An 18533-nucleotide genomic window follows, 5' to 3' on the forward strand; every position below is an offset into this window, starting at 1 on the left:
ACGCCCGGTTTTTTGTCCCTGGCGCTGATGTGAGTACGCTGAAAATCCTCGCGCCCTCCCTGCTGCCGCAGAAAGGGAAAAGGTGGACGACTTTTACGCCGCCCGCAGCAGCTCCATGCCGCCGCTTCCGTGGACTAGTTTCTCACCGCCGTTCTCAGGATCCTCGGGCAGATCATCGGAAACCGGGATCAAGCTGTGGCTGTGTCCGGTGATGCGGCCCCCTTCGACTGACAGGTCCAGGCGTCCAAGATAACTGCCATGGCATCCTGACTGCATGATGATGGCTCCGTTGACGATCCAGGGCCGATCCAGCCGGTTATGGGTATGCCCCGACAGGATCACATCAAGCCCGTCTACTGCCTCAGCCAGGGCGCAATCCTGCGGCAGGCCCAGATGCGACAACACCACGACCAGATCGCAGCCCTCGGCGCGAAGGCGCGCGGCATGAGCCCTGGTTTCCTCGATCCCGTCGGTGAAGCGCAGCCCGGCCGAGAACGAGGGCGGCATGGTCTTGTCCAGGATCGTAGCAGCCAGCCCGATGACCCCGATCGACAGACCATTCGCCTTGCAGACGGTGGTCGGCAGGAACCGAGGGGCTTCCTCCGTCAGGGGATGGCAGTTCGCGGCCAGGAACGGGTAGTCCAGCATGCTGGCCAGCCGGTCAGCCTGGGCAGGACCATAGGCAAAATCCCAATGCCCCGTCATGGCCGACAGGCCGAGCGCGTTCAGGATGGGCACAGCTGCCTCGCCCTTGCTGAGCGTGACTGCGGGGGTGCCGTGGAATGTATCGCCATTGTCGAACACCAGAACCCCGCCCGGCGCTTCCTGGCGGGCTGCATTCAGAATGCCTGCGATCCGCGCAAAGCCGCCCATGACGGACAGTTCCGGGCCGTGAGCTTTCCAGTGCAGTTCCGGATGGGGCTCAAGATAGCCGTGGGCGTCGTTCAATTGAAACAGCGTCACCTGTGGCATTCACAATTCCTGCATCGTTGCGTTTCGCCCTGCAGCAAGCGCACGAGCCTTAAGGCAACCTTAAGAAAGGGTGCAAAGACGCGATCAGTGCCGTTAGTTCGACCCAAGATCAGGAACGGCCACCTGCCCCCTCCGGGCAGACATGTCCTGCCGTGCCGCACCATAGGACGTGGTCGAAAACCGATTTCCAACCCCCTAAAGATACAGCATCAAGCAATCATGGGTCCGTGTTTCGGGACTTCCAGTCCATTCTTCGCTGCAGGTGGTCAAGGAGGAAAAGGGAATGACGAAGTTAGGATATGCAGCGATATCGCTTCTCATGGCATCAACGGCGCAAGCGCAGTCCGACAGCCTATCCGTAGCCATGCTCTTGGCCGGCAACATTGAAGACAACGGCTTCATGGAGGCAGGTTACAATGGGTTGCTGAAGATCCAGGAAGAGTTCGGCGCGAAAATCAGCTACATTGACAAGATAGAGCCGAAACCGGATCAGTTGGCTGCTGCGCTGCGCCGTCTTGCACAAGATGGGCCAGATATGGTGATTGCCCATGGAGGCCAGAACAACCAGGCGGCCCAGCAGGTCGCGGCCGAGTTTCCCGAGATCGAGTTCGTGGTCGTGCAGGGGAATGTCACCGGTCCCAACCTTTCGAGCTATGAGGTTCTCCAGGAAGAAAGCGCCTGGCTTGCCGGTGCCGCCGCTGGACTGCTGACCGAGACGGACGTCGTCGGCCACATTTCGGGCATCCGCGTCACGCCGGGGCTGAAAGGCCGCGGGGGCTTCTACAACGGGCTGATGCATACCAACCCCGACGCGAAGTTCCTGACGATCTTTGCCGGCAACCAGGACGACAATGAATTGTCCGAGCGTGTGGCGAGGGCTCAGATGGAGCAAGGCGCCGACTACATCTTCACCATGCTGAACGCCGGCCGCCAGGGTGCAATCGAGGCAATGAAGGGCACGAACACCCGGCAGTTCGGGAACGTCATCGACTGGACCGCGGTAGAGCCAGAGGTCTTTGCAGGCTCTGCCATTGCAGATGTCAGCATTCCGAGCGTCGAAGCCGTGCGGGACTACACCACGGGGGACTGGAAGCCGGGAGTCGTCAAGACGATCGGGCTTGAAAACCCCGAGGCAGTATCGCTGACACTGGCTGATGATGTCCCGACAGACGTGAAGTCACAGATCGAAGATCTGCGGCAGAAGATCATCCGAGACGAAATCGAGGTTTCCACAGAGTATGACGGGCCAGAAATGGCTCCTTGACGAGACATCGACCGCCTGTTCCTGCTTCGCCCCCTTACGGGGGCGACTTGCTTTTCCGTCCTGATGCTCGCAGGGCAAGACGAAACTTCGCGCAGCTTTCCTGCTTCGTTCCTCCTGCTTTGCGAAGGCACTCATCACCCGCACGCGCCGCTCCGAAGCTCACCCGAGGGTTTCCCGCGCTCGCTGGACCAGGCCCTTGAGATCGTCCAGGCTTTATTTGCCAAAGGCCCCTTCGTCGCCGGCGACAAAGCTGGGCGTGCCCATCAACCCCATGTGCTCGGCCAGAAGGAAACTGTTGGTGATGTGGCGTTCGACACGCTCGGATTGGATGTCCTGCTCCAGGCGGGTCCAGTTGAGACCAGCCTTTGCGGCTGCCTGCCTGGCGGTATCAGCATTGGCCTTCCCCGGGATCGAGAACATGGCCTTGTGCATCTGCCAATAGCGGCCCTGCGACAGCGAGGCGAGCGAGACCCGTGCAGCGTCCTCGGAGTCCGTTCCGAACACCGGCCACTCGCGAAAGACGACACGCAGGTTCGGATCGGACAGGATCAGGCGATGGATCGGGTCGACCATCTCCCGACAGAAGGGACAATTGTAGTCAAAGAACTCGGTCAGGGTCACATCGCCATCGGGATTGCCGAGGACGGGCGCCGTGGGATCACGCTCGAGCGCTTTTCTCAGCTCTTCGGGCATAGGATTGTCCCGCGCCGCGAGAGCGATGGTCGGCAGAACCAGCAGTCCCGTGCTGGCGATCAGAAAGTTTCGACGTTGCATGCATCATCCTCAAACCAAAGCAGCGCATCTCGTGCGCCGTGTCATGGAGGTGGATTGGCTCGCCAACCTTAAGGGGGGCTTAAGAGGAATGCTTCTCTCCAAGATCCGCCAGCGGCAGGATGACCGCCATCTCCTGCCCACCTTTGGCTTCGCCCACCTCCAGCCGTCCGCCCATGCGCTGCACGGCCGCCGCAACGATGGCGAGACCCAGGCCGCTGCCGTGAACCTCCCGGCCTGGGCCACGCCAGAACCGATCGGTAACACGGTCGCGGTCCTCGGGCCGGATGCCGGGCCCCTGGTCGCGGACGCGGATGGTTACCGATGATCCCTCGCAGGACGCGATCAGGCTGATGATCCCATCTTCGGGAGAATGCTGGATCGCGTTCTCCACCAGATTGCGCAGGGCGCTGTGGACCAGGATGCGCGGTGCGTAAAGCGGGGGAAGATCATCGGCTTCGATCCTCAGGCGCACCTGCCGGGCGCGGGTCTGGTCTTCGGCCTGCTGGGCCACCTCCGCAAGCAGAGTAGCCACGTCCAGACGTCCGGCTGATGCCGCGTCCTGGTCGATGGCCGTGAGATCCAGAAGCTGGCGCACCATCCGGTCGGTGCGATCGACCGAGGTGGCAATGGCTGCCAGGGCACGGTCGCGCACTGCAGGATCGGCTGCCATCCGGGCGATCTGGGCATGGGTGCGCAATCCGGCCAACGGAGTCTTCAGTTCATGGGCCGCGAAGGCGGTGAAATCCCTTTCAGAGCGCCGGACATCTTCGAGACGCTGGAACAGGTTGTTGAGCGCCCGCCGCACGGGCCGGATTTCACGCGGATCCCGGCTCTCAGGCAAAGGGTTCAGATCGTCCGGTTTACGGTGACGCAGCACGGTCTCCAGGTGTGCCAGAGGCGCCAGCCCACGACCGACGCTGATCCAGATCAACAGGGCCAGCGCAGGGAAGATCACCGCCAACGGCCACAAAAGGCCCTGCACCACGTCGCCGACCAGACGATCCCGCACCTCCATCCGGTCGCCCACCATTACCCGGACCCCCACATCCGGGTTGAGGACGGTGAAGACACGCCATGGTTCGCCGTCAATCAAGGTGGTTGCAAAGCCCTCGGCCTCGGACAACCTCGCATCCGGCGCCCCCGAGGACGCCCCCAGCAGATCGCCTTGCAGCGACCAGATCTGGCAGGACAGCTGGCGCGAGTATCCGCCATCGCTGGGCAACGCAATCGTCGCCCCTGCGGCAGTGTCATTCAGCGCGATCCGACGGTCTGCCATGAGCGAGCTGACCATGTTGGCCGCCTCGGACAAGCGGGCATCCAGAACCCGTTCGACCTGTGCGCGGGTGGAGATGTTGATCCACAGGGCTGCCGACAGCCAGATGGCACTGGTGGCCAGCGTCAGGATCAGAATGAGACGAAGACGGATCGACATCAGCCTGCCTTCGCGCCGGCCACCGGCATGCAATAGCCAAGGCCGCGAACTGTCTCGATCACATCGCGGCCGAGCTTGGCACGCAGGTGATGGATGTGGACTTCGACCGTGTTGCTTTCGACATCCTCCTGCCAGCCATAAAGGCGTTCCTCGAGTTGTGCGCGGGACAGGATGCGCCCGGGACGCTCCGCCAAGGCATGCAGGATGGCAAATTCGCGCCGCGACAGGCGCAAAGGCTGACCCTCCCGCGTCGCCGTCATGGCCGCCGGGTCCAGCTCCAGCCCGTTCCGGTGCAGGACCGGACTGGCGCGGCCGCCCTGCCGGCGCAGCATGGCGCGGATCCGAGCTGCCAGTTCATCCAGATCGAAAGGCTTTCCGAGATAATCGTCAGCGCCCCCGTCCAGCCCCGCGACCCGGTCGCGCACCTGGTCCCGCGCCGTCAGCAGCAGCACCGGCAGCATGTTTCCGGAAGCCCGCATCTCGGCCAGCAGATCAGTGCCCAGACCATCCGGCAGCATGATGTCCAGCACCATGCCTGCGAACTCGCTATGGGCCAGGGCTTCGCGGGCATCGGCAAGTGTTGCGACCGCATCAGCGGTAAAACCTGACAGGCCGAGGCCCACCACCAGACCCTCCGACAGCACCGGATCATCTTCCACGATCAAGAGCCGCATGGGCATCCTTTCCTGTTTCTCAGTGCCGGGTGTGGCGGGGCAAGCTTAAGACTGGCTTAAGGTGACCTCTTTAGCCGCAGCGCCATGATGATACGAATCCTCTTGGCGGCAATCACCGCATGGACAATGGCGACAGGCGTGGCGCTTGCGCAGCCCGGCCCGCCTCTTGACCCGGCCGAAGCCTTTGCCCTGACGATCACGCCCGCTCCCTCGGGCGATCTGCAGATCGTCTGGGACGTGCAACCGGGCTACTATCTTTATCGCAGCAAGATCGAGGCGCAGGGGCCGGATGGTTCGCTCCTGCCCCTTACCCTGCCCGACGGGGAGACCTACGACGATCCCTGGATGGGCCGTGACGAGATTTACCGGACGCCGGTTGCCATCACCATTGCCGCCCCGCAGGGGCCGACGGTGCTGCATTGGCAAGGCTGCCAGCAGGACGGCATCTGCTATGCACCCCAGCAGGCGGTGCTGGAAGCCGACGGGACAATCAGGGCGGAGGAGGCTGCAGAGGACGATCCTTTCGGCTCCTGGCAGGCCGATGGCGATGCTGTGCAACCGTCCGGTTCGTCGGCTGATGACACCGACACACCCTCACAGACAGGGCTGACCCTGGCGGAAGGCGATGGCCTTGTGGCGGGCCTGGCGGGCCGCGGCGGCGTTCTGCTGGTCCTCGTAGGCTTTTTCGGCTTCGGCCTTCTGCTCTCCTTGACGCCCTGCGTCTTGCCAATGGTGCCCATTGTGGCAGGCATGCTGACCCGGCAGGGACAGGGGCTGACGGCATGGCGGGGACTGGCCCTCACGGGTGCCTATGTGACCGCAATGGCCACGGCCTTCGGCGTGTTGGGCGTCGTGGCGGCCTGGTCGGGCGCGAACCTGCAGGCAGTGCTGCAATCGCCTGCGGCGATCGGCGTCACCGCGGCGATCTTCGTGATGCTGGCGCTGTCGATGTTCGGCCTCTTCGAACTGCAGATGCCGGCCGTGTGGCAGGCGCGGCTGTCGCGGGGAACGAGCGCAACAGCTTCCTTGGGCGGGGCAGCGGCGCTCGGCTTCGGCTCTGCGCTGATCGTGGGGCCTTGCGTTACAGCACCGCTGGCCGGAGCCTTGATCTACATTGCCCAGACGGGAGATGTGGCTCTGGGCGCGGCAGCTTTGTTCGCCCTTGGACTGGGACAGGGCGTGCCCCTTCTGGCCGTTGGCGCCTTCGGTCCACACATCCTGCCCCGCCGCGGCGCCTGGATGGAGCGGGTAAAGCTTGCCTTCGGCGTTGTTTTTCTGGGCATGGCGATCTGGCTGGCGGGCCGCATCCTGCCGGGGCCGGTCATCCTGGTCCTCTGGTCGGTGCTGCTGACCGGCTGCGGCGTCGCCTTGGGTGCTCTGGATCGTCTGACCCCCGGCATGCCGCGCACCGCGCGCGTTGCTTCGGCGGCAGGGCTGCTCTTGGTCTTTGCCGGCCTGATCCAGGGCATCGGGGCCGCCATGGGTGCCGATGATCCGACCAGGCCCCTGGCGCCCCTCGCCGGTCGCACGACGCAGGCGGTTGCCGAACCCATGCCCTTCCAGACTGTGACAAGCCAGACAGCGCTGGAAACTGCCCTGAGCGGGACGCAGCCCGCGCTGATCTATGTCACCGCCGACTGGTGTGTGACCTGCCGCGCGATCGAGCGCGGGCCGATGTCCGACCCGCAGGTCGCGAGCGCGTTGCAGGACGTGACTCGGATCAAGGTCGATGTGACCGACTTCACCGCCGAGGCCCAGGCGGTAATGAAGACCCTCGCCGCCGCCGGTCCGCCGACGATGATCTTCGTCGATGCGGCCGGGACCGAGGCACAGGGCAGCCGGCTGATCGGCGATGTCGAGACACCGCAGCTGCTGGCCTCGATTGCGCAGGTGGCCCCATGAACGCGGCCTCCATCGGGCCCTTTGTCTTCGACGCCTCTCGCTTGGCGGCAATTGCAGCGTTCCTGCTGTTCCTGTCCACGAGCACAATCGCCGCCCGCCGCGAGCGCCAGGCGGGCCACGCGCGCGCGATCGAGGCCTGGGCAGGCTGGGCGGTTCTCGCCTGGATCCTGGGCGCACGGCTGGGCTTCGTCCTGACCCACGCCAGTGATTTCGCCGCTGCGCCGCTCGACGCGCTCAAGCTGTGGCAAGGCGGCTTCTCGGCCCGGGCCGGTTGGGCCGCGGCAGGAGTGGTCCTGGTGGTCGCGCTTCTGAAGGGGCGGAGCGCGGTCCTGCGCCCGCTGCTGATCGCGGCCGCCCTCACGGCCGTCACCCATCAAGCCATCACCGCAGCCCTGCCGCGTCCGCAGATGCGCCTGCCGGTGATGGAGCTTCTAGCCCTGGACGGAAGCACGGTGCAACTGGCCGGGCAGGACCGGGTGACGGTTGTCAATCTCTGGGCAACCTGGTGCCCGCCCTGCCGGCGCGAGATGCCGATGATGACGGCCTTGGCAGCCGAAATGCCCGAGGTGTCTTTCGTCTTCGCCAACCAGGGCGAAGCCGCGGATCGCATCCTGGCCTTCCTGGCGGCCGAAAACCTGCCCCTGGAAGGCATGCTGCGCGACCCGCGGGGGCACCTGATGGCCCAGCTGCGCGCCGTGGGCCTGCCCTCCACTCTCGTCTTCGATGCGACAGGCGCGCTTGTCGCCGCACAGACCGGCGAGATCTCGGGTCCCGCCCTGCGCGCCCTCATCGACACTGCAAAGGAACAAGGATGACCCATCTGCTAAGGACGCTTCTGGCCGGCTCTGTCCTGCTGGCGCTCGCGGCCTGCGAGCCCCCCCCGCCAGCCTTGGCGGCTCCACCCGCTGCCCCGGCGCCGGCCCCGGTCAGTGCCCAAACCGCAGCGCTTTATGCCGCCCAGCCTGACGGGGATCTGACGGTCCCTGCCATTCCCGCGCAGCTGCTGTCCGAAGACAAAGCCCGCCAGGAAGTGGATTACTGGACCGACGAACCGGTCGGCACGATCATCGTCGATCCCCATGCCAAGCGGCTCTACCAAGTCCGGCCGGGCAACAAGGCCATGCGCTATACCGTGGGCGTGGGGGCTGCTGGCTATGGCTTCACCGGCGAGGCGCATATTCCTTATCAGCGCGACTGGCCCCGCTGGACCCCCACCGACAGCATGCTGGCCGAGAACCCCGAACACTATGGCCCCTCGAAGGACGGCGTGGATGGCGGGCTCGCAAACCCGATGGGCGCCCGCGCGCTTTATATCCACAACGGCGGCGGTGACACCTTCTACCGCATCCATGGCACGCCCGATCCCCAGTCGATCGGCACCGCCAGCTCGGCCGGCTGCATCCGCCTCTTCAACCAGGACATCATCCACCTGGCCGAGAACACGGACAGCATGACCAAGGTTGTGGTGCTGACAAAGGAACAGTCGGGACAGGGCACCACGCCGCCCGCCGTGGCTCAGACCACCAATACTCCCGGAAGACCCGCATGAGCCTGCATCGTAGATCTCTCCTGGCCGCCGGCCTCGGCGCAGGTCTGACCACCCTTGGCGGCATAAGCTGGACCCTGTTGCGCCAGCCAGCCCGCCGCGACGAGCTGACCATCGACGATGTGCTCTTTGATCCCGATCAGCCGGTGCTGGGCAATCCGGGGGGCGACGTGACCGTGGTCGAGTTCTTCGACTACCAGTGCCCCTTCTGCAAGCGCGGCCATCCGGACCTGATGGCCGAGGTGGAGGCAGACGGCAATGTCAGACTGGCGATGAAGGATTGGCCGATCTTTGGCGGCGCCTCGGTCCTCGCCTCCCAGCTGGTGCTAGGCGCGGTGGAGGAGGGAACCTATGTCGCGGCTCAAGCGGCCCTGTTGGCCACGCCCGCGCGGCTGTCCGAAGACGATGTCCGCGACACCCTGGCGGCGGCAGGGCTCGATCCCGCAGCGATGCTGGCCGCCTATCGGCAGGACCGCGAGAGATGGGACGGGCTGATGGGCCGCAACAGCCGGCAGGCGGCCGCACTTGGCCTGCAAGGCACACCGGCCTTCATCATCGGCCAGAACCTTCTGCCCGGCGCTCTCGATCGCGACCGCCTGCGCACAGCCATTGCCGCAGCCCGTGGCAGCGCCTGATCCCCCGTTCATAACCAAGAAGGAGCAGACCATGACCAAAATTTCACGCCGCATGCTCGGCCTATTCGCCCTCGCCGGGCTTGCAGCACCCAGCCTGGTGCGCGCGCAAGCCGCACCCGCCCGCAACATGAGCAGCTTCGCCATGCAGCACTGGCAGGATCACTTCGAGGAACTGGGCATGGGCGCGATCGTCGCCGATACGGGCTCGCGCGCGCTGCATTTCTGGTCGGGCGATGGCCAGACCTACCGGACCTATCCCACGTCCGTGCCCATCTCCGAAGAATTGACCAAGCGCGGCTATACCGAGATCGTGCGCAAGAAGGAGGGGCCGAGCTGGACGCCCACAGCCTCGCAGCTGGAACGCTACCCCGACTGGAAGCCCGTCGGCCCGGGTCCGAACAATCCCTTGGGCACGCATGCCATGTATCTGTCCTGGCCCGCCTATCTGATCCACGGCACCCATGACACGCGCAAGATCGGGCGCCTGTCCTCGGACGGCTGCATTGGCCTTTACAACGAAAAGATCGAGGAACTCTTCGGCCTCTGCCCTGTTGGCACCCAGGTCCGGATCATCTGACAGCCCGGCAGGCGGGGCCGAAAGGTCCTGGCTGTGTCACAGATCCTTGCAGAACGCCTCGTAAAGCGCAGCCATCAGCACCTCCAGGTCGGGGTCGCTGATGCGGTAGAAGATGGTCTGGCTTTCGCGGCGGGTGTCAACCATCTGGGCCTCGCGCAGCTTGGCCAGGTGCTGGCTCAGCGCGGACTGGCTCAGGCCCACCGCCTGCTGGAGCGCACTGACCGAGCGTTCGCCCTTGGTCAGCTCGCACAGGATCAGCAGGCGCTTGGCATTGGCAACCAGGGCCAGCCGCCCGGCCACATGATCGGCACGCTCCTGCAGTGCGTGGGTCGCCTTGTCGAAATTCATTATATTAGCATTGACTGATTTAGACATTCTTAATATATACCCCATAACGGCGGACGGGGCAAGCGCCGCCACGGTAATGGAGGACACGAATGGAGATCGGGATCGAGACCGCGTTCACGCCCTGGGCCTCGCTGTTCGGCGGGGTGCTGATCGGGCTGAGCGCGGTGATGGTGATGGCGCTCTTTGGCCGCATCGCCGGCATCGCCGGCATCACCCAAGGCGCGATGGCGCTGCCTGGCGCGGCAAAGGACAGCGACTGGCGATGGGCCTTCCTGGCCGGCTTGGTTCTGGCACCGCTGGCGGTGACGGTTCTGGGCGGGACGGTTGAGCAGACGGTGCCGGACAACTTGGGCGGCATGGCTCTGGCGGGGCTGCTGGTGGGCATGGGCACCGCGCTCGGCTCGGGCTGCACCTCGGGGCACGGGGTCTGCGGGCTGGCGCGGCTGTCGGGCCGCTCGCTGGCGGCGGTCGTGACCTTCATGGCGGCCGGCTTTGTCACGGTCTTCGTGCTGCGCCACATTCTTGGAGGTGCGTGATGCGTATATTGTGGGGCTTTCTGTCTGGCCTGGTCTTCGGGCTTGGGCTGGTGATCTCGGGCATGGCCAAGCCGGCCAAGGTGCTGAACTTCCTGGACCTGGCGGGGACCTGGGATCCGAGCCTTGCCTTCGTGATGGGCGGGGCCACGCTGACAGCCTTTGTCGGCTACCGCCTGGCCTGGCGGCGCAAGGCGCCGGTCCTTGAGCAAGGCTTCGACATTCCGAAGAACCGCGTCATCGACAAGCCCCTGCTGGCCGGGGCGGCGCTGTTCGGGATCGGCTGGGGGATCGGCGGCTTCTGCCCCGGCCCGGCCTGGACCGCCCTGCCTCTGCTGGCACCGGGCACCCTGATCTTTTTGCCCGCGATGCTGATGGGTCTGTGGCTGGGCGCCCGGATCAAGGCAGGCGGTCTTCTGCAAGGCAAAGGAGCAACATCATGAGCACATCCAAACTGAAGGAGCGGGTCGTCCGCCATTCGCCCTCCACCGGCGCGGGCAGCCCGGATGTTTGGGGCATCTATGAACCCGATACCGGCTCGATCCAGTATATCTGTGCCGATCCCGCGACAAAACAGGCCGCGCTGATCGACGTGGTCTGGAACCTCGACCCGAAGAACTATCGCTTCTCGACCGAAAGCATGGACCAGGTGTTGGATCTGGTTCGCCAGAACGGGCTCAGCGTCGAATGGGTGCTGGATACCCATCCTCATGCCGATCACGTGATGGCCTCGGCGCTTTTGAAGGAACGCACCTGCGCGCCTGCTGCCATCGGCGACAAGGTCCATGACATCGCTAGGCTCTGGGCCGGGCTCTACAACCTGCCCGATGCCTTCGGCCCCGCGCGCGACTTCGACCACCTGTTCGCGGCCGGCGAGACCTTCCGCATCGGCCAGCTGGAGGCGCGGGTGATGCTGTCGCCCGGCCACACGCTGGGCTCGATCACCTATGTCTGCGGGGACGCGGCCTTTACCCATGACACGCTGATGCAACCCGATGTCGGCACCTCGCGCGCCGATTTCCCCGGCGGCAATACCGAGCAGTTGTGGGACTCGATCCAGGCGATCCTGGCCCTGCCGGAGAATACGCGGCTCTTCGTGGGCCACGACTATGGCACTGAGGACCGCGACGAGCCGCAATGGGAGGCTACCGTGGCCCAGCATCGCGCCAGCAACAAGCACGTCAAGGACGGCACCCGGCGCGAGGACTGGATCAAGAAACGCAACGAACGCGATGCCACCCTGCCCCTGCCCGACCGCATCCTGGCCGCGCTGCAGATCAACCTGCGCGGCGGCCGCCTGCCCGCTGCAGAGGCGGACGGCAACAGCTACCTGAAGATCCCCGTCAACAGGTTCCCGGCGCCGAAGAAGAAGGCCAAGACCATGAAGGATTTGGTCGCCGAGGCGCAAAGTCGCGTAGCAACCATTTCGCCAGAACAGGCGGCCAAAGGAGACGGGTCGGCAGCACTGGTCCTTGATGTGCGCGAACCGGGCGAACTCGAAAACCATGGGCGGGTGCCCGACGCCCTGCATGTGCCGCGCGGCCTTGTGGAAAGCCGCGCCGACGCAACGGCGAAGACAGCGGAAGTGCGCCTGACCGACCTGCGCGACACAGGGTACGTCCATGTCCTGTGCGGCTCGGGCGCCCGGGCGGCACTGGTGGCTGACACCCTGCGCACCATGGGCTACGACGCCACTGTGATCGAAGGCGGGTTCGAGGCATGGAAGGCCAAAGGCCTTCCCGTCGAGGACTGAGCCATGGACAGGCTGGGCCGATTCTTGCCGATCTTGACCTGGGGGCGTGCGTATGACCGGCACGCCCTAATCAGCGACGGCATGGCTGCGGTGATTGTGACGATCATGCTGATCCCGCAGTCGCTGGCCTATGCGATGCTGGCCGGCCTGCCACCCATTATCGGTCTATACGCCTCGATCCTGCCGCTAATGGCCTACGCGCTGTTCGGCAGCAGCCGAACCTTGTCGGTCGGCCCGGTGGCAGTGGTGTCGCTGCTGACCGCCACGGCTGCGTCCAGTGTCGTCGCACCCGGCAGCCCGGAATATATCACAGCGGCGCTAATCCTGGCGCTGCTGTCGGGGCTGATCCTGGTCAGCATGGGCGTCTTTCGCCTGGGCTTCATGGCGAACCTTCTGTCGCATCCGGTGATTTCAGGCTTCATCACCGCCTCCAGCCTGCTGATCGCCACGGGGCAGTTGAAGCACATCCTGGGCATCAACGCCGAGGGCGCCACCCTACCCGAGATGCTGTCCTCGCTGCTTGGAAGCCTGTCTCAAACCCATTGGCCGACGCTGGTGATCGGGGCACTCGCGACGGCTTTCCTGTTCTGGTCGCGCCGCACTCTGAAGCCGATGCTGATCCGGCTGCGGATCTCTCCCCCCATCGCCGCACTTCTGGCACGAACAGGGCCGGTTCTGGTCGTCGTGGCCTCGATTGCGACGGTTGTCCTGCTCGATCCGGGGGTGGCGGTCGTGGGCCAGGTGCCGCAGGGGCTGCCGCCGCTGTCGATGCCAGTTGTCGATCCGGCGCTGTGGATGGCGCTGCTGCCGTCGGCCTTTCTGATCGCCCTGATCGGGTTTGTGGAGTCGGTGTCGGTGGCGCAGACGCTGGCCGCCAAGCGCCGCCAGTCGATCAGCCCGGACCAGGAACTGATCGGCCTGGGCATGGCGAACTTGGCCGCGGCCTTTTCCTCGGGCTATCCGGTCACTGGCGGCTTTGCCCGCTCGGTCGTTAATTTTGACGCGGGCGCTCAGACCCCGGCGGCAGGCGCCTTCACTGCCATCGGCATTGGGCTTGCCTCACTGTTCCTGACGCCGCTGCTGTTCCACCTGCCCATTGCCGTCCTGGCGGCCACCATCATCGTGGCGGTGCTGAGCCTGGCGGACTTTGGTGCCTTGCGGCGAACCTGGAAATACTCCCGCTCGGACTTCTCAGCCCTTGCCGCCACACTTGGGGTGACACTGCTGGACGGGGTCGAAACCGGGATCATGGCGGGGGTCGCCGTGTCGGTCCTGCTGCACCTGTGGGCAAGCTCTCGCCCTCATGTCGCTGTGATCGGCCAGGTGCCTGGAACGCAGCATTTCCGCAACGTGCTGCGCCACCGCGTGATCTGCACACCCGAGGTGCTTGGCCTGCGCATCGACGAAAGCCTGTTCTTCGCCAATGCCCGCGCCATCGAGACCATCATTCAGCAAGAGGTCGCCGCCCGCCCTCAGCTGCGCCACGTCGTCCTGAACTGCGCCGCCGTCAACAGCATCGACGCAAGCGCGCTTGAAAGCCTGGAACTGGTGATGCACCGCCTATCCGACGCGGGCATCGCGCTGCACCTGTCCGAGGTGAAGGGCCCGGTCATGGATCGTCTGGAACGCAGCGACTTCCTGCACCACCTGACCGGCCAGGTTCACTTGTCGCATTATCATGCGGTCGAGACACTTGCCCCGCAGGACACACAGAGGACAACCCAGACAGGCCTGCGCGGCGTTTCCGGGTAACCAAGCGCCGACATGGCAGGAGAGAGGGCGGGGCGGATCACTTTCCGCCCACTCTTTCTTCTGCCTACTGCGACTTCGAAGCCGTTATTCGATCTGGGCGATAGCCTCGTCCATCCGCTCTCGCGCCTTTTTCGACATCTTGGCAGATTTGGCGGCCTCAGTATCGGCTGGTGCCTCGCCTACCTGGATCAGACCCACCATGCCCATCGCAAAATGGGGGGTGCATTTGACACCGTAGAGGCCCGGCTCGGTCACGGTCAGGATGAATTCGTCGTTCACCTTGCTTTTGAACTTTTCGACGCCCTCGGGCAGGATTTCGGCGATGGACTCGACGTTGTGGCTTTTGTCGGTGGGCACGAAGGTCACCGTATCGCCGGGCTCGGCACGAACATAGGCGGGCTCGAAGACCATCATCCCGGCTTCACCCTTGTTCAGCATCTGAACCTGGTGATCAGCAGCGAAACCTGCTCCGGCCATGGCAAAAAGGGCCGCCGGGATGGCGAGATATGAAAAATAGTTCATGGTTCTTCCTGTCTGGTGGTTGTTATGGCGCAATCCGCGTGATCGCGGATCGCGGCCGAGGCGCAGGCACCGGATGGGGCCCGCTTCTTGGTGTTTCAGTCGAGGCTGGCATCGGCGGGAGCATCTTCCGCCACGCCTTCAGCTGCCTCGCCCTCGTTGCCGGGCGTCACGTCCAGCACCGACGCATGCATGGTGATCTCGACACTTTCCTTGCAGTTCTCCATGCAAGGCTCGGCCGAAAAGGCGGAATACTCAGTCTCTGCTCGATCATCCTCGATAAAACCGTCAGCATTGGGCATCTGGACCTCGGCGAAGTTGTCCTTCGACAGAACAAAATCATCTTCGACCAGGCCATTGGAATACAGAAGATAGGCCGTGATCGCGTAGGTATCTTCAGGCGTCAGGATCTGGGCATTTCCAAAGGGCATCGAGCGATGCACATAGTCCCACACTGTGGAAAGATATGGCCAATAACTGCCGATGGTCTTTTCCGGGTCTTCCCGATCCAGGGTGCCCTCGCCGCCCGACAGGGCCGGCCAGTTGTCCAGGCCCTCGGCAAAGTCGCCATGGCAGGCCGCGCACTGCTCCAGATAGATCTCTTCACCCGTCATGACGTCACCCGACCCTTCGGGCAGGCCGGTGCCGTCGGGGCTGACATCCAGATCCCAGGCCGAGATTTCCTCAGGCAGGGCAGCCCGGCCCAGGCCGAGAGGCTGGGCCGCCGCGGGCGCAGCATTCGACGGCGCAACCTGCGTCTCGGCTGCGGCGGAACCAGCGGCGAGGGCGATCAGCAGAGCGGCAGCTTTACGAGATTTCGACATTTTCCGCGCTTCCGTCTTTCTTGATCCACCAGGTCTGGATGCCGTTGTTGTGGTAAACCGAGTTCTCACCACGAATTTCGCGCAAAGCATTCTTTGTAGGCTGGACATAACCTGTTTCGTCCACCGCGCGCGATTGCAGCAACATCTCTTCGCCGTCCCAGACATGGTCCAGGTAGAAGCGTGTCATCGCCCTCGGCGCGCCCGGCTGAGCCAGTCGCGCGGTGGTCCAGTTCTTGCCACCGTCCACCGACACGTCCACCCGCGTGATTGCCCCGCGCCCGGACCAGGCAAGCCCAGTGATGACCATGGGGCCAGGACCGTGCTTGATGGCGACCTGCGGGCTGGGCGCAGTCACGACCGATTTCGCGTCCATGACCCAGGTCCATTTGCGCGAGATCCCGTTGGCCAGCGTGTCGGTGTATTTCGACGTCTCCTCGCGGCTTTCGACGGGACCGGCGGTTACCTCGATACGGCGCAGCCACTTGACCCAGAGGTTGCCTTCCCAGCCTGGAACGACCAGACGTGCGGGATAGCCGTGTTCCTTGCGCAGGGCCTCTCCGTTGGCCTTGAAGGCCACCATCACGTCGTCCATCGCCTTCTCGATCGGGATTGACCGGCCGTTGGATGAGGCGTCGGCGCCTTCGACGTAGATCCACTTGCCTTCAGGCTTGACGCCGGCCTCGGCCAGCAGGGTCTTCAGCGATACGCCGACATATTCCATGTTGTGGATCATGCCATGCGTGAACTGCGAGCCGTTCAACTGCGCGCCGGCCCATTCCATGCCAGTATTGGCGGCGCATTCGCAGAAATAGACGGCTTGGGTGCGTGGGAACCGTTCCAGGTCGTCGTAGGTGAAGACCAGCTCGCGGTCTACCAGCCCGTTGATCATCAGCCGGTAATCCGGCTTTGCCAGTTCGATCGCCCCGGAATGGTGGCGTTCAAAGGCGCAGCCGGCAGGCGTGATCGTGCCATCCAGTTGATGGATTGGCGTGAAGTTGATCGAGCTGATGGTGTCCGCCGTTAGCCAGGACACATTGCGGCGGATCACGTCGGATTCGAAATGGATGGGCAGCCCGTAGGGGGTGGCGTCCACGCCGTCCCCGCTATAGCGCGCCCAGTCCTGAACCTCGGTGATCAGCGGATCCGGCGCCCCCTGCCCGCGCGCTGCGGACACGGCGGCCGGCAGGGCAACGCTTGCGGCCAGTCCGGCGCGCATGAAAGCCCGGCGGCTGGTCGTTCCCGGTCTGACGGTCATGCGAACCAACTCCTTCATAGTCCCTTGACGGTAATGTTAGATACGGGCGCGTCTTGTTGGGCGCCCCCAGCCTTGCGGATGTGGTCCTCCACCACGTCCCAGATCTGCGGCCCCTCAGTGCCCTCATTGACCGAAGCCCAGCCGCCGACCACATAACTGCGGGCGGGGTCGATCGGGGCGTCCTCGGCGATCAACCGAAGATCGGTAATGCGGCTGCCCATCGGGGCGGTCGGGTCGATCGTATAGGCCAGCCCGCCCACGCGGACCATGTCCCCGCCCTGCTGGTAATAGGGATCGGCATTGAAGATGTTGTCGGCCACATCCTCCATGACGGTCTTCAGCGTCTCGCCGGTCATCTCGGTCCGGTAGCACTGGCCGTAGGTCATCGAGGTGACCGAATGGATATCCTCGCGGGTGATGTCGCCGGGCAGGACCGAGGCGCCCCAGCGGACACCCGGGGACAGCGCGATCTCGGCATCGCGCTCCTCCAGGATTGCCCGGCAGATCAGGTCGTCCCAGGTGCCGTTGAAATTGCCACGACGGTAGAGAAGCTTGTCGGTCTGCCCGATCACTGTTTCCAGATCCGCCTTGTAAGGCGCGCGGACCTCCTCGATCAGCGACGACATCTCCGGATCGGGGGCGATCACGTCGGAAAAGACCGGGATCAGCTTGTGGCGAAAGCCTGCCATGCGGCCGCCCTGTACGTCCAGATCGACGCGGCTGACGAACTTGCCATGGCTGCCGGATGCGATGATGATCGTCTCGCCCACCAGCACCGGTTCGGGGACGGCGTCGTGGGTATGGCCCGACAGGATCACGTCGATGCCCTTCACCCGGCCCGCCATCTTGTGATCGACGTCAAAGCCGTTGTGCGACAGGCAGACGACCAGATCGACGTTCTGGGCGCGCAACTCGTCCACGACCTCCTGCATGCGCTCTTCACGAATGCCGAAGCTGTATTCTGGGAACATCCATTTCGGGTTGGCGATCGGCAGATAGGGGAAGGCTTGCCCGATCACGCCCATGGCCAGATCGCCCTTCTGGATGATCTTATAGGGCTCGAAGGCAGGTTCGTCCCATTCGACGTCATAGATATTGGCGCCAAGGAACGGGAAGTTGCACTGCTCGATCAGTTCCTTCACGCGCTCGGTTCCGAAGGTGAATTCCCAGTGGCTGGACATCGCTTCCACGCCCAACAGGTTCTGCACCCGAACCATGTCCTCGCCCCGGGTCTTGAGGCTGGTATAGCTGCCGTGCCAGGTGTCGCCCCCGTCCAGCAGGATCGCATCCGGGCGGCTGCCGCGGATCGCCTTCACGATCGTTGCGATGCGGTCGAAGCCGCCCATCTGGCCATAGGTCTTGGCTAGGGCCTCGAAGTCGGGATAGGTCAGCGCATAGGCCTCGGGGCTGCCCGGCGCGATGCCGAACATCTTCTGGAAGGTTTCGCCCACGACATGCGGCACCCGACCGGCGGCTTCGCCCACGCCGATGTTGGTATCGGGTTCGCGATACCACACGGGGCGCAGATGCGCATGAGCGTCGGTGACATGGATCAGCGTCAGGTTGCCAAAATCGTCGAACTGCAGCAGTTGATCCTGCGTAAGCGTCTGCTGTGCCATGGCCCGCGACCAGTTGGACATGCCCAGCCCGGCAAGGATTGCCGATGTGGCCAGACCAGCCTGAAGAAATTCCCTGCGCGAAGCCACAGTTACCTCATCATATTCGAATAATTGCAGATGTTGAGCATAGTTAGTCAGCCGCGGCAACCTGCCG

Annotated in this window: 18 protein-coding genes and 2 pseudogenes; 11 read left to right on the plus strand and 9 right to left on the minus strand. The window is 64.3% G+C overall.

All coding sequences use genetic code 11. The features are described from left to right. Window positions 1–93: 93 nt before the first annotated feature. Complete coding sequence (locus Q5701_RS14580; protein WP_306751712.1) at window positions 94–972, minus strand: bifunctional metallophosphatase/5'-nucleotidase; 879 nt, start codon at window positions 970–972, stop codon at window positions 94–96. Window positions 973–1291: 319 nt separating this feature from the next. Between Q5701_RS14580 and Q5701_RS14585 the strand changes: the two genes are divergently transcribed. Next, on the plus strand, window positions 1292–2236 hold the full coding sequence (locus tag Q5701_RS14585; protein WP_306751713.1) for a BMP family protein: 945 nt from the start codon (window positions 1292–1294) through the stop codon (window positions 2234–2236). 213 nt (window positions 2237–2449) lie between these two features. Here Q5701_RS14585 and Q5701_RS14590 read toward each other — a convergent pair whose 3' ends face one another. The 3 genes from Q5701_RS14590 to Q5701_RS14600 form a co-directional block, all read right to left on the minus strand. Then, entirely contained in the window at window positions 2450–3010 is a 561-nt protein-coding gene (locus tag Q5701_RS14590) for a DsbA family protein (protein WP_306751714.1), read from the minus strand. Between the two features lie 79 nt (window positions 3011–3089). Then, the gene (locus Q5701_RS14595; protein WP_306751715.1) at window positions 3090–4442 is read right to left on the minus strand and encodes a sensor histidine kinase; all 1353 of its coding nucleotides are present in this window, start codon (window positions 4440–4442) and stop codon (window positions 3090–3092) included. Next, window positions 4442–5116 carry a winged helix-turn-helix domain-containing protein gene (locus Q5701_RS14600; protein ID WP_306751716.1) on the minus strand — a complete coding sequence of 225 codons (675 nt, stop codon included), beginning with the start codon at window positions 5114–5116 and terminating at the stop codon, window positions 4442–4444. Before Q5701_RS14600 ends, Q5701_RS14595 begins: the two co-directional genes overlap by 1 nt. Window positions 5117–5200: 84 nt before the next feature. On the opposite strand from Q5701_RS14600, the gene dsbD reads away from it, so the two are divergent. The 5 genes from dsbD to Q5701_RS14625 are packed head-to-tail and all read left to right on the plus strand — an operon-like array spanning window position 5201 to window position 9776. Beyond that, on the plus strand, window positions 5201–7018 hold the full coding sequence (gene dsbD / locus Q5701_RS14605) for a protein-disulfide reductase DsbD (RefSeq protein ID WP_306751717.1): 1818 nt from the start codon (window positions 5201–5203) through the stop codon (window positions 7016–7018). Then, window positions 7015–7833, plus strand: coding sequence for a TlpA disulfide reductase family protein (locus Q5701_RS14610; RefSeq protein ID WP_306751718.1), 819 nt, complete (start codon window positions 7015–7017; stop codon window positions 7831–7833). Before dsbD ends, Q5701_RS14610 begins: the two co-directional genes overlap by 4 nt. Then, the gene (locus tag Q5701_RS14615; protein ID WP_306751719.1) at window positions 7830–8567 is read left to right on the plus strand and encodes a L,D-transpeptidase; all 738 of its coding nucleotides are present in this window, start codon (window positions 7830–7832) and stop codon (window positions 8565–8567) included. The genes Q5701_RS14610 and Q5701_RS14615 overlap by 4 nt, the downstream gene beginning before the upstream one ends. Next, window positions 8564–9199, plus strand: a complete 636-nt coding sequence (locus Q5701_RS14620; RefSeq protein ID WP_306751720.1) for a DsbA family protein — start codon at window positions 8564–8566, stop codon at window positions 9197–9199. Before Q5701_RS14615 ends, Q5701_RS14620 begins: the two co-directional genes overlap by 4 nt. A gap of 31 nt (window positions 9200–9230) precedes the next feature. Then, window positions 9231–9776, plus strand: coding sequence for a L,D-transpeptidase (locus tag Q5701_RS14625; protein ID WP_306751722.1), 546 nt, complete (start codon window positions 9231–9233; stop codon window positions 9774–9776). Window positions 9777–9812: 36 nt separating this feature from the next. On the opposite strand, the gene Q5701_RS14630 is transcribed toward Q5701_RS14625, so the two are convergent. Then, window positions 9813–10124 (minus strand): ArsR/SmtB family transcription factor, encoded by a 312-nt coding sequence (locus Q5701_RS14630; protein ID WP_306751723.1) that lies wholly within the window; start codon window positions 10122–10124, stop codon window positions 9813–9815. A gap of 89 nt (window positions 10125–10213) precedes the next feature. On the opposite strand from Q5701_RS14630, the gene Q5701_RS14635 reads away from it, so the two are divergent. The 5 genes and pseudogenes from Q5701_RS14635 to Q5701_RS14655 all read left to right on the plus strand — a co-directional run bounded on the left by Q5701_RS14635 (window position 10214) and on the right by Q5701_RS14655 (window position 14162). Further along, window positions 10214–10660, plus strand: coding sequence for a YeeE/YedE family protein (locus Q5701_RS14635; RefSeq protein ID WP_306751724.1), 447 nt, complete (start codon window positions 10214–10216; stop codon window positions 10658–10660). Continuing rightward, a complete protein-coding gene (locus Q5701_RS14640; protein ID WP_306751725.1) occupies window positions 10660–11100 on the plus strand; it encodes a DUF6691 family protein in 441 nt (146 codons plus the stop codon). Before Q5701_RS14635 ends, Q5701_RS14640 begins: the two co-directional genes overlap by 1 nt. Continuing rightward, window positions 11097–12011 (plus strand): annotated as a pseudogene (locus Q5701_RS14645) (MBL fold metallo-hydrolase); the annotation flags it as partial. The gene Q5701_RS14640 and the pseudogene Q5701_RS14645, both read left to right, overlap by 4 nt. A gap of 27 nt (window positions 12012–12038) precedes the next feature. Then, window positions 12039–12410, plus strand: coding sequence for a rhodanese-like domain-containing protein (locus Q5701_RS14650; RefSeq protein WP_306755422.1), 372 nt, complete (start codon window positions 12039–12041; stop codon window positions 12408–12410). Window positions 12411–12413: 3 nt separating this feature from the next. Then, a complete protein-coding gene (locus Q5701_RS14655) occupies window positions 12414–14162 on the plus strand; it encodes a SulP family inorganic anion transporter (RefSeq protein WP_306751727.1) in 1749 nt (582 codons plus the stop codon). A gap of 84 nt (window positions 14163–14246) precedes the next feature. Here Q5701_RS14655 and Q5701_RS14660 read toward each other — a convergent pair whose 3' ends face one another. The 4 genes and pseudogenes from Q5701_RS14660 to soxB form a co-directional block, all read right to left on the minus strand. Then, entirely contained in the window at window positions 14247–14684 is a 438-nt protein-coding gene (locus tag Q5701_RS14660) for a pseudoazurin (protein ID WP_306751728.1), read from the minus strand. Window positions 14685–14797: 113 nt separating this feature from the next. After that, window positions 14798–15505, minus strand: a pseudogene (locus Q5701_RS14665) (c-type cytochrome); the annotation flags it as partial. After that, window positions 15489–16760: a sulfite dehydrogenase gene (gene soxC, locus Q5701_RS14670; protein ID WP_306751729.1), complete on the minus strand. Its 1272-nt coding sequence runs from the start codon at window positions 16758–16760 to the stop codon at window positions 15489–15491. The gene soxC and the pseudogene Q5701_RS14665, both read right to left, overlap by 17 nt. 14 nt (window positions 16761–16774) lie before the next feature. Then, on the minus strand, window positions 16775–18466 hold the full coding sequence (soxB, locus tag Q5701_RS14675) for a thiosulfohydrolase SoxB (protein WP_306751731.1): 1692 nt from the start codon (window positions 18464–18466) through the stop codon (window positions 16775–16777). Window positions 18467–18533 lie beyond the last annotated feature (67 nt).

The sequence above is a fragment of the Paracoccus actinidiae genome (assembly GCF_030863885.1).
Classification (GTDB): domain Bacteria; phylum Pseudomonadota; class Alphaproteobacteria; order Rhodobacterales; family Rhodobacteraceae; genus Paracoccus; species Paracoccus everestensis.